Consider the following 10,975-nt stretch of genomic DNA (forward strand, 5'->3'; position numbering starts at 1 on the left):
CGGTCTCAACCGCCGTAGGCGAAAGCCAGAAACGCCCGCGCCAACACTGCGCCGACACCGACCGCCACGCCGAATAGGAGCAAGCCTTGCAGCAACCGGTTCGTGCGTTTCTGCTCGAGCAGAATCTGGCGAATCATGTCGTCGTTCATGCCGCGACCGTGGTCGTGACGCTCAGCGAGCACGTGATGGATCAGGCGCGGCAACTGCGGCAGCGTCTTGCTCCACTGCGGCGCCTCGATTTTCAGGCGCTCGTACCAGCCGCGCAGACCAATCTGCTCGTTCATCCAGCGTTCGAGATAGGGCTTCGCGGTCTTCCACAGATCCAGTTCAGGATCGAGCGAGCGGCCGAGCCCTTCCACGTTCAGCATGGTTTTTTGCAGCAGCACCAGTTGCGGCTGAATCTCGACGTTGAAGCGGCGCGAGGTCGAGAACAGCCGCATCAGCACCTGGCCCAGCGAAATATCTTTCAGCGCGCGGTCGAAATACGGCTCGCAGACCGCGCGGATCGCGCTTTCGAGTTCCTCGACGCGGGTGGTGGGCGGCACCCAGCCCGACTCCAGGTGCAAGGTGGCGACGCGATGATAGTCGCGCTTGAAGAACGCGAGGAAGTTCTGCGCCAGATAGTTCTTATCGAAGTCCGACAGCGCGCCGATGATGCCGAAATCGAGCGCGATATAGCGGCCGAAATGCACAGGGTCGAGGCTCACCTGAATGTTGCCGGGGTGCATGTCGGCATGAAAAAAACCGTCGCGGAACACTTGAGTGAAGAAAATTTCCACGCCCTCGCGCGCCAGCTTCGGGATATCGACGCCCGCCCCACGCAGCGTTTCCACCTGGCTGATCGGCACGCCGACCATGCGCTCCATCACCAGCACCGTGGGCGTGCAGAATTCCCAGTACATCTCCGGCACCAACAGCAGGTCGAGCCCGGCGAAGTTGCGCCGCAGTTGGCTGCCGTTGGCCGCCTCGCGCATCAGGTCGAGTTCGTCGTGCAGATATTTATCGAATTCCGCCACCACCTCACGCGGCTTGAGGCGCTTGCCGTCCGCCCACAGGCGCTCGGCCCAGACAGCGATGTCGCGCAGCAACGCGAGGTCGGAGTCGATGACCGGCAGCATGTTCGGCCGCAGCACCTTCACCGCAACCGCCTTGCCCGCATGCTGGCCGGCCTTCACCTTGGCGAAATGCACCTGCGCGATCGACGCGCTCGCCACCGGCACCCGCTCGAAGTCGTCGAACAGCACGTCGACCGGTGCGCCCAGCGACTTTTCCACCAGTCCGATCGCGACCGTTGAATCGAACGGCGGCACCTGATCCTGAAGCTTGGCGAGTTCGTTGGCGATATCGACCGGCAGCAGGTCGCGCCGGGTGGACAACACCTGACCGAACTTGACGAAGATAGGCCCCAGGCTTTCCAGCGCGAGCCGCAAACGCACGCCGGGCGGCGCGTCGAACTTGCGGCCGATGGTGGTGATGCGCAGAAGCAGGCGCACGCGCCGGTCGTTGATGCGCCCGAGCATCATCTCATCGAGACCGAATCGGATAACCGTGAAAAAAATCTTGAGGAAACGCAGAAAACGCATGGTTGTGCCCAGTGACTAGCGCGTGCCGCGCGACGTGGCGGCGCCGCCTGGCGCATCTGCGCCGCGGGCTTCGACCTTCTGTTGAAGACGCTCGATGCGCTTCTCCACACGCGCCAGGGCATCGCGTGCGCGCGCCAGTTCGACATTGAAGTCTTCCAGCGCAATGCGGCGCACCAGTTGCGGGTTCTCGTCGAGCAGATATTCGGCGGCCGTGTCGAGCAGATTGCGCCCGGTACGCTGCACGTGTTCGCCGACCGAGCGCACGACCGAGGCAACCCGCCATGCGGGACCGTCGCCAATCAGCCTGGCAAGATCTTCTTCGGGCTCCCAGCGCAGATGCTCGGCGAGTTTGGCTATCACCTGCGCGAACTCCGCGTCGCCTTCGATCTTCACGTGCTTCATCACGGCGGCCTGGCCGCCTTGCACGAAGGCCGGCAATGCATCGGACGGCACCGAAATGGTCACATCGAACCGTTGCGCCTCGGTTTCGCCGACCGCACTCAGATAACCATCCGGCTGCACCAGCAACATCAGCACGACTGGCGCGCACGTCAGCCTGGCGGTTTTGCCCGCGTAGGGGGCGAGGCGCTCACGAGCCCACGATTCGCGGGCGAGCAGATGATTGACAGCAGCAGCGAAAGGCTTGGCGGCGAGGGTCATTGAAAGTGGCAAGAAAAAACCCGCGCGGGCGAGGTGCCCACGCGGGTTCCTATTGTAACGTCCGTTCGCTTCGCGGCTCGCTATGCCAAACGGCCAACGCTTTGTGCAAAGTCAGGGCTAAGCCCTACCGCTTCGGCTCTTCCCTGCTCGCGCCTCAGTGCTGCGCAACCTGCTGGATGCCGGCCAGCAGCCAGCCTTCGCCGGCCCGGTTCGACTTCGACAGGTTCCAGACTTCGACGAACGGTTCCGCCGCCGCACCCGGTGCCTCGCGAATCAAGCCGGAGAAGCGCACGCTGGCGAAGTACTCGTTCGCGCGCTCCTCAACGCCGAGCAGTTCGGCGTTCAGCTGCACCACGTCGGTCTGATTGGGCTCTGCACCGCGCGAAGACAGATCGACCCTCACTTCAGCGAACATTTCGGGCGTGGTGAACTCGCGGATGTCGTCCATGTTGCCGACGTCCCATGCGGCTTGCAGCCGCACGAAATACACCTTGGCGTTGCGCAGGAACGCTTCCGAATCGAAGCCGGCCGGCACGGCGGGCACAGCGTTGATGGACGGCGTGGTCAACGGATTGCCTTGCGGTTCGAGGTACGAGCCGGTGGGCGGTGCGGTGTAACGCGGTTCCTGCGAGTAGCCGGTGCCGCCCGAATTGAGAGTCGGCGCGCCGCCCGCGTAGGCCGGGTGCGCCGCATCGCGCTTGCGACCCATGAAGCGGCGGATCAACCAGATGGCGATCATCGCGATCAAGGCAATCACGATGATGTTGGCCATGGCGCTGGCGAACGCACCGCCCAGACCGAAGTGCGACAGCAACGCCGCGATGCCGAGACCGGCGGCCAGACCGGCGATCGGCCCGAGCCAGCGCGACCGGTTAGGCTGCGGGGCCGGCGCCGCAGGCGCGGGGGCCGGCTGGGCACGCTGCGTAGCCTGATTGGTCGGTGAAGGTTGGGTCGGCGCCGCCTGCTGTTGCTGAACGGTATTCGACTGACGGCCGATGCTGCGGCTGCCGCCCATGCGGCGAGCTTCCGCGTCGAGCGAGGCGAGCGAGCCGGCCATGATCAGACCGACCATTGCGATCAGTCCGATTCTTCTCACCAACGACCTCGACACCTTACGGGGAGATGACACACCTGAATCGGACATTTTCGTACTTTCCTTTAAAAATCGATGGGTTAGGAACCCTAGTATTTGGTCCCCACATGTAAAGCTACCACGCCAGCTGACAAATTGTAATATTTGACGCCATCGAGGCCCGCTTGTTCCATCATTGTTTTCAAGGTTTCCTGGTCCGGGTGCATCCGGATCGACTCGGCGAGATAGCGGTAGCTCTCGGCGTCCTTCGCGAAGCGGTCGCCGAGCCACGGCAACACTCTGAACGAATAGACGTCGTAGACCTTCTTGAGCGGGTCCCATACCTTCGAGAATTCCAGCACCAGCAGACGGCCCGCCGGCTTCAACACGCGGCGCATTTCCGCCAGCGCGACATCCTTATGCGTCATGTTGCGCAAGCCGAATGCCACGGTCACCACGTCGAAGTAATTGTCCGGAAAGGGGATTTTTTCGGCGTCGCAGAGCAGCGCCGGCGTGATCACGCCCTTGTCCAGCAGGCGGTCGCGGCCCACCCGCAGCATCGATTCATTGATGTCGGTGTGCCACACCTCGCCCGTGTCGCCCGCCTGCTTCGCGAACGCCTTGGACAGATCGCCCGTGCCGCCCGCAATGTCGAGCACCTTGAAACCCGGCCGCACGTTGGCCTGGGCGATCGTGAACATCTTCCACGCCCGGTGCAATCCGCCCGACATCAGGTCGTTCATCAGGTCGTAGTTAGCGGCAACCGAGTGGAATACGCCCGCCACCTTCTGCGCCTTTTCCTGTTCGTCGACCGATTGAAAGCCGAAGTGGGTTTTGCTCATCGCGCTCGTCCTTTCGCGTATTCTGAAATGTTGCGCCGCATCAGTGCGGCGATGGGGCGAATCGTATCAGTGACAATGCCCGTGCGCAGCGCCGGCTGGAACCATCGGCGTATCGCGGTCGACTCCGGCGGCTTCCAGTTTGGCGAGGTAGGCTCGCCAGAGTTCATCCTGGCGGACCGCCATGTCGTACAGCAAATCCCACGAATAGATGCCGGTGGCGTGGCCGTCCGAGAAAGTCGGCTGCAACGCATAGTTGCCGACGCCTTCGAGCATCGTGATCGTCACCTCGCGCTTGCCGGTTTGCAGCGTTTCCTGGCCGGGCCCGTGACCCTGCACTTCCGCCGAAGGCGAATACACGCGCAGCAGTTCGAACGGCAGGCGATACGATTCGCCGTTTGCATACTGCAATTCGAGCACGCGCGATTTCGAATGCAGGACGACGCCGGTCGGCACCGGTGTATCGGGGGTCAGTCCGCTCATGATGGCCTCAAAAGAAAACGCCGGGCCGCCCCAAGATGTCGCCCCGTCGCGGAGCTTGGCGCGTAGCGGCAGGTTACGGGGCGCTCAGCCAAGCGCTTGTTCGATTTCCTGCCGCACGGCTTCGCGCAACAAGGTAGCTTGCGCGCGGCGCGACGACAGCATGGCTTCGGACACCGTGCGCTGGCGCGGCGCCCAAATGGGCAGCGGGAAATGCGCGTCGTTCGAAAAACGCGGAATCACATGCCAGTGCACATGCGGCACCTGGTTGCCGAGGCTCGCCAGGTTGACCTTCACCGGCTGAAGGATGCGCCGCATCGCGCGTTCGACCGCATAAACGGCCTTCATCACGCGATCGCGGTCGCTTCCGTCGAGATCGGAAAACTCGGCTACATGCCTGTTCCAGATCACCCGGCAAAGGCCCGGATAATCGTGTTCGTCGGCGAGGACGACGCGCAAGGTGTCGTCCTGCCACAGCACATCGCCGCCATCTTCATGGCAAAAAACGCAATCCATCGTCGTCCTCAGGCAAAAATCGTCAGTGCTTGCATTAAACCAGCACGCGCTCGATTCCGCCATTGTTCGCCCGCTGCACGTAATCGGCCATCCAGTTTTCACCGAGCACATGACGCGCCATCTCGACCACGATGTAATCCGCGTCGATATTCGCGTCTTCGTTGTAACGCGACAGGCCTTGCAGGCAGGACGGGCAGCTCGTCAGGATCTTCACGTCGGTGGCGCCCTTCGGCTGCGGACCGTCGCCGGCCTTCAGCACGGAGCCGTTCGGCGCGCCCGCCGAGCCGGCCGATGCGTTGACCGGATTGATCGCGTTCGCGCCGGCTTCCGCGAGCAGCGGAATGCCGCGCAGCTTCGCCGCGCCCTTGCGGATTTCCTCTTCCTTGCGAAAGCGCACCTGCGTCGAAATGTCAGGCCGAGTCACGGCCAGTGTGCCGGACTCGCCACAGCAGCGATCGTTTTTCTCGATCCTGTAGCCATCTTTCTCCGAGCCCATCAGTTCGTTGACGAGCTTGACCGGATCCATCGTCTTGATCGGCGTGTGACACGGGTCGTGATACATGTAGCGCACGCCGTTCACGCCTTCGAGCTTCATGCCTTTTTCCAGCAGGAACTCGTGGATGTCGATGATCCGGCAGCCGGGGAAAATCTTTTCGAATTCGTAACCGGCGAGCTGGTCGTAACACGTGCCGCACGACACCACCACCGTCTTGATGTCGAGATAGTTCAGCGTATTCGCGACGCGGTGGAACAGCACGCGGTTATCGGTGACGATCTGCTCGGCCTTGTCGAACTGGCCCGAGCCGCGCTGCGGATAGCCGCAGCACAGATAACCCGGCGGCAGCACTGTTTGCACGCCGGCTTCCCACAGCATGGCCTGGGTCGCCAGCCCGACTTGCGAGAACAGCCGCTCGGAGCCGCAGCCGGGGAAGTAGAACACCGCTTCCGTGTCGGCGTTGGTCGTTTGCGGATTGCGGATGATCGGAACGATCTTGTTGTCCTCGATATCCAGCAACGCGCGCGCGGTTTTCTTCGGCAGATTCCCCGGCATCTTCTTGTTCATGAAGTGGATCACCTGCTGGGTGACCGGCGGCTTGCCCACGGTGGCCGGCGGGTGCGCCGTCTGCTTCTTCGCGAACTTCTTCAGCAGGTCGTTGCCGAGGCGCTGCGCCTTGTAGCCGACGCCCATCATCGCGGTGCGCGCGAGGTTGATCGTCTGCGGATTGGTCGCGTTCAGGAAAAACATGCCGGCCGCGTTGCCCGGATTGAACTTCTTCTTGCCCATCTTGCGCAGCAGGTTGCGCATGTTCATGGTCACGTCGCCGAAATCGATCTTCACCGGGCACGGCGTCACGCACTTGTGACAGACGGTGCAGTGATCGGCGACGTCGTTGAATTCGTCCCAGTGCTTGATCGACACGCCGCGGCGCGTCTGCTCTTCGTACAGGAACGCCTCGACCAGCAAGGAAGTGGCGAGAATCTTGTTGCGCGGGCTGTACAGCAGGTTCGCGCGCGGCACGTGGGTCGCGCACACCGGCTTGCACTTGCCGCAACGCAGGCAGTCCTTGATCGACTCGGAAATCGCGCCGATGTCGGACTGCTGCATGATCAGCGATTCATAGCCCATCAGCCCGAAGCTCGGCGTATAGGCGTTGCGCAGGTCGGCGCCTGCGAGCAGCTTGCCGGCGTTGAAGCGCCCATGCGGATCGACGCGCTGCTTGTACGCGCGGAATTCGCCGATCTCGTCGTCGGTGAGGAATTCGAGCTTGGTGATGCCGATGCCGTGCTCGCCGGAAATCACGCCGTCGAGCGAACGCGCCAGCTTCATGATGCGCGCGACCGCCGTGTGGGCGTCCTGCAGCATCTCGTAGTTGTCGGAGTTGACCGGCAGGTTCGTGTGGACATTGCCGTCGCCCGCGTGCATGTGCAGCGCGACGAACACGCGGCCGCGCAGCACCTGCTTGTGGATCGCCTGGGCTTCGTCGAGGATCGGCTTGAACTCGCCGCCGTTGAAGATCTGCCGCAGTTCGGCGCGAATCTCCTGCTTCCACGACACGCGGATCGTACGGTCTTGCGTGACGTGAAACACGGTGGCGTCCGGCTGCGCGTCCGCGCGATCGGCGAATTTCTCCGCCAGCGCTTCGTAGCCGAGACCGACCAGGTAGTGCTGCGCTTCACGCAACGAGAGATCGAGCTTGTCGCGCAGGAATTCCCAGCGCGTGCGCACGCGCTTCAACAGATCGAGCGCTTGCTGCACGCGATCCTCGAGCAGTTCGGCGCTCGGGATTTCGTTGGCGTCGTCGCTCTTGCCGAGCGGCAGTTTGCCGGCCTTGAAGAACGCTTCGAGCGCGTCGACCAGTTGCAGCTTGTTCTTGATCGACAGCTCGATATTGATGCGCTCGATGCCGTCCGTGTACTCGCCCATGCGGTCGAGCGGAATCACCACGTCTTCGTTGATCTTGAACGCGTTCGTGTGCTTGGCGATCGCGGCGGTGCGGCTGCGGTCGAGCCAGAAACGCTTCCTCGCCTCGGCGTTGACCGCGACGAAGCCTTCGCCGCTCTTGCCGTTGGCCATGCGCACGACTTCCGAGGTGGCCTGCGCGACCGCGTCCGCATCGTCGCCGACGATGTCGCCGATCAGCACCATCTTCGGAAACGCGTTGCGCTTGCTCTTGGTGGCGTAGCCGACCGCGCGCAGATAGCGCTCGTCGAGGTGTTCGAGGCCGGCCAGAATCGCGCCGCCCTGCTTCGACGTTTCGAACAGATAGTCCTTGATCTCGACGATGCTCGGGATCGCGTCGCGCGCCTGGCCGAAGAATTCGAGGCAGACGGTGCGCGTGTGCGCCGGCATCTTGTGCAGCACCCAGCGCGCGGACGTGATCAGCCCGTCGCAGCCTTCCTTCTGCACGCCCGGCAGACCGGCGAGGAATTTGTCGGTGACGTCCTTGCCGAGACCTTCCTTGCGGAACACGCGGCCCTTGATGTCGAGCGCCTCCGTGCGCAGCAGCTTCTCGCCCGGCGCGTAGTTGCCGTCGAACCATTTCAGCTCGAAACGCGCGACTTCGATGTCGTGAATCTTGCCGAGGTTGTGGTCCAGACGCGTCACTTCGAGCCAGTTCCCTTCCGGGTCGACCATGCGCCACCAGGCGAGATTGTCGAGCGCCGTGCCCCACAGCACCGCTTTCTTGCCGCCCGCGTTCATCGCGACGTTGCCGCCGACGCAGGACGCATCCAGCGAGGTCGGATCGACCGCGAACACAAAGCCGGCCTGCTCGGCCGCTTCGGTCACGCGGCGCGTGACGACGCCCGCACCGGAGAAAATCGTCGCCACCTTGCGCTCGACGCCCGGCAGTTCGGTCATCTCGACCGCGCCCAGTTGTTCCAGCTTTTCCGTGTTGATGACGGCCGAAAACGGCGTGAGCGGCACCGCGCCGCCCGTGTAGCCAGTGCCGCCGCCGCGCGGAATCACAGTCAGACCGAGTTCGAAACACGCCTTGATCATGCCGGCGATCTCCGCTTCGGTATCCGGCGTGAGCACGACAAACGGGTACTCGACGCGCCAGTCGGTGGCGTCCGTCACATGCGAGACGCGGGACAAACCGTCGAACTTGATGTTGTCTTTTTCGGTGACGCGGCCCAGCACCTTGGTCGCGCGGCGGCGCAGATCGTAGGTTTTCTGGAATTCGCTTTCGAAGTCGTCGACGGCGCGGCGCGCGGCCTCGACCAGGGTTTCGACCCGAGCGGCCCGGTCGACGCCCGCTTCGTCGCCATGCTCGACCAGATCGGCGCGGCGGCGCTTTTCGATTTCAGACAGACGGTGATGCAGCGCTTCGATCAACATCGCCCGGCGCTTGGGGTTGTCGAGCAGATCGTCTTGCAGGTAGGGATTGCGACGCACGACCCAGATGTCGCCGAGCACTTCGTAAAGCATGCGTGCCGAACGGCCGGTGCGGCGCTCCGCGCGCAGTTCGGCCAGTGCCGCCCAGGCGTCGTCGCCGAGCAGACGAATGACGATTTCGCGGTCGGAAAAGGACGTGTAGTTATAGGGAATTTCGCGCAGACGCGCTTCGGGATCGGCGGCCACCGCGGCGGCGGCCCCGTGCGGATCGAATACTTGAGGTGCGTTCATGTTCGGACGACTCGGTGGGTCAACCGGCCGCGCTCAGGTGGAAGGCGTCGGCTGACGGTGCGCGTGGGGCGCAATGCTGGAAAATTTCTAGTGGAGCGAAGCGCAACCGACGGTTTCCTCACATCGATCGCTTCACGGCGCTCAGATGCAGCTACACGATCGTGCCCGGCGGGCGTGACGCTCCGCCGCGGGGCAACACTCACGCGGGATGGGCATCGAATGGGCGATCCGAGGCTGCCAGTGCATCTTCCGATCCTTATTCCAAAATGGAATTCTACCGCATGATCCCGCCGCGCGTTGACGGCTGAAATCGGAGGCGTGGCGGGGCTTGGCGGGTTTTCGTCACTAACACACGCGCCTTCGTGCATATGGCCAATTGACCAACCGGGCGGTCAGGCGGCGCTCGGGGCGCGGCTCCGACCGCCGCGCGGAAGCCGGAGCGCACGCCGTTGGCGCTATCATTGGTCCTTTCCCGTCTTATAAAGCGCACCGCGCCACCCGCATGGCTTCCCACGACTACCTGAAGAAAACCCTGACCGCACGCGTCTACGACGTGGCCCGCGAGACCGAACTGGAACGCGCGCCGAATCTGTCGGCGCGCCTGCGCAATCCGGTCTACCTGAAGCGCGAGGACAACCAGCCGGTGTTCTCGTTCAAGGTGCGCGGCGCGTACAACAAGATGGCGCACATTCCGGCCGAGGCGCTGGAGCGTGGGGTGATCACCGCGTCGGCGGGCAATCATGCGCAGGGCGTGGCGCTGTCGGCGGCACGGCTGGGCGTGAAGGCGATCATCGTCGTGCCGGTCACCACCCCGCAGGTGAAGGTCGATGCGGTGCGCGCGCACGGCGGGCCGACCGTCGAGGTGGTGCAGTCGGGCGAGTCGTATAGCGATGCGTACGCGCATGCGCTGACGCTGCAGAAAGCGCGCGGCCTGACCTTCGTGCATCCGTTCGACGATCCGTATGTGATCGCCGGCCAGGGCACCGTCGCGATGGAAATTCTCAGCCAGCATCAGGGACCGATTCACGCGATCTTCGTGCCGATCGGCGGCGGCGGACTCGCGGCGGGCGTCGCCGCGTACGTGAAATCGGTGCGCCCGGAGATCAAGGTGATCGGCGTGCAGACCGACGATTCGTGCGCGATGGCCGCGTCGCTGAAAGCCGGCGAGCGGGTCACGCTGAACGAGGTCGGCCTGTTCTCGGACGGCACCGCGGTGAAGCTGGTGGGCGAGGAAACCTTCCGCCTGTGCCGCGAGTATCTCGACGACGTGCTGCTCGTGAACACCGACGCGCTGTGCGCGGCGATCAAGGACGTGTTCCAGGACACCCGCAGCGTGCTCGAACCTGCCGGCTCGCTCGCGGTGGCCGGTGCGAAGCAGTATGCCGAGCGCGAAGGCATCGAGAACCAGACGCTGGTCGCGATCACGTCGGGCGCGAACATGAATTTCGACCGCATGCGCTTCGTGGCCGAGCGCGCCGAAGTGGGGGAAGCGCGCGAGGCGGTGTTCGCCGTGACGATTCCCGAGGAGCGCGGCAGCTTCCGGCGCTTCTGCGAACTGGTCGGCACGCGCAGCGTCACCGAGTTCAACTACCGGATCGCGGACGCGAGCTCGGCGCATATCTTCGTCGGCGTGCAGATCCGGAACCGCAGCGAGTCCGCGCAGATCGCGGGCGCCTTTGAAGCGCACGGCTTCGCC

8 protein-coding genes are annotated in these 10,975 nt (G+C 63.8%); 1 reads left to right on the forward strand and 7 read right to left on the reverse strand.

What is annotated here, in order from left to right; genetic code table 11:
• Positions 1-5 precede the first annotated feature (5 nt).
• The 7 genes from ubiB to BUE39_RS08955 all read right to left on the reverse strand — a co-directional run bounded on the left by ubiB (position 6) and on the right by BUE39_RS08955 (position 9,279).
• A complete protein-coding gene (ubiB, locus tag BUE39_RS08925; RefSeq protein ID WP_073428284.1) occupies positions 6-1,583 on the reverse strand; it encodes a ubiquinone biosynthesis regulatory protein kinase UbiB in 1,578 nt (525 codons plus the stop codon).
• A 15-nt stretch (positions 1,584-1,598) separates the two neighbouring features.
• Positions 1,599-2,243, reverse strand: coding sequence for a ubiquinone biosynthesis accessory factor UbiJ (locus BUE39_RS08930; RefSeq protein WP_073428285.1), 645 nt, complete (start codon positions 2,241-2,243; stop codon positions 1,599-1,601).
• Positions 2,244-2,397: 154 nt separating this feature from the next.
• Positions 2,398-3,387 (reverse strand): Tim44 domain-containing protein, encoded by a 990-nt coding sequence (locus tag BUE39_RS08935; RefSeq protein WP_073428286.1) that lies wholly within the window; start codon positions 3,385-3,387, stop codon positions 2,398-2,400.
• Positions 3,388-3,425: 38 nt separating this feature from the next.
• Positions 3,426-4,157: a bifunctional demethylmenaquinone methyltransferase/2-methoxy-6-polyprenyl-1,4-benzoquinol methylase UbiE gene (gene ubiE, locus BUE39_RS08940; RefSeq protein ID WP_073428287.1), complete on the reverse strand. Its 732-nt coding sequence runs from the start codon at positions 4,155-4,157 to the stop codon at positions 3,426-3,428.
• Positions 4,158-4,223: 66 nt separating this feature from the next.
• Positions 4,224-4,637: a gamma-butyrobetaine hydroxylase family protein gene (locus tag BUE39_RS08945; RefSeq protein ID WP_073428288.1), complete on the reverse strand. Its 414-nt coding sequence runs from the start codon at positions 4,635-4,637 to the stop codon at positions 4,224-4,226.
• An 84-nt stretch (positions 4,638-4,721) separates the two neighbouring features.
• Entirely contained in the window at positions 4,722-5,150 is a 429-nt protein-coding gene (locus BUE39_RS08950; protein WP_073428289.1) for an HIT family protein, read from the reverse strand.
• Between the two features lie 34 nt (positions 5,151-5,184).
• Entirely contained in the window at positions 5,185-9,279 is a 4,095-nt protein-coding gene (locus BUE39_RS08955) for a DUF3683 domain-containing protein (RefSeq protein ID WP_073428290.1), read from the reverse strand.
• A 502-nt stretch (positions 9,280-9,781) separates the two neighbouring features.
• On the opposite strand from BUE39_RS08955, the gene ilvA reads away from it, so the two are divergent.
• Positions 9,782-10,975: threonine ammonia-lyase, biosynthetic (gene ilvA, locus BUE39_RS08960; RefSeq protein WP_073428291.1), on the forward strand; the 1,194-nt coding region annotated here is incomplete at its 3' end.

Source organism: Paraburkholderia terricola (assembly GCF_900142195.1).
GTDB lineage: Bacteria > Pseudomonadota > Gammaproteobacteria > Burkholderiales > Burkholderiaceae > Paraburkholderia > Paraburkholderia terricola.

What these genes read in the sequence shown, in the direction of transcription:
- ubiB (WP_073428284.1), bottom strand. Translation starts at nt 1,583, where the DNA reads ATGCGTTTTCTGCGTTTCCTCAAGATTTTTTTCACGGTTATCCGATTC.
- BUE39_RS08930 (WP_073428285.1), bottom strand. Translation starts at nt 2,243, where the DNA reads ATGACCCTCGCCGCCAAGCCTTTCGCTGCTGCTGTCAATCATCTGCTC.
- BUE39_RS08935 (WP_073428286.1), bottom strand. Translation starts at nt 3,387, where the DNA reads ATGTCCGATTCAGGTGTGTCATCTCCCCGTAAGGTGTCGAGGTCGTTG.
- ubiE (WP_073428287.1), bottom strand. Translation starts at nt 4,157, where the DNA reads ATGAGCAAAACCCACTTCGGCTTTCAATCGGTCGACGAACAGGAAAAG.
- BUE39_RS08945 (WP_073428288.1), bottom strand. Translation starts at nt 4,637, where the DNA reads ATGAGCGGACTGACCCCCGATACACCGGTGCCGACCGGCGTCGTCCTG.
- BUE39_RS08950 (WP_073428289.1), bottom strand. Translation starts at nt 5,150, where the DNA reads ATGGATTGCGTTTTTTGCCATGAAGATGGCGGCGATGTGCTGTGGCAG.
- BUE39_RS08955 (WP_073428290.1), bottom strand. Translation starts at nt 9,279, where the DNA reads ATGAACGCACCTCAAGTATTCGATCCGCACGGGGCCGCCGCCGCGGTG.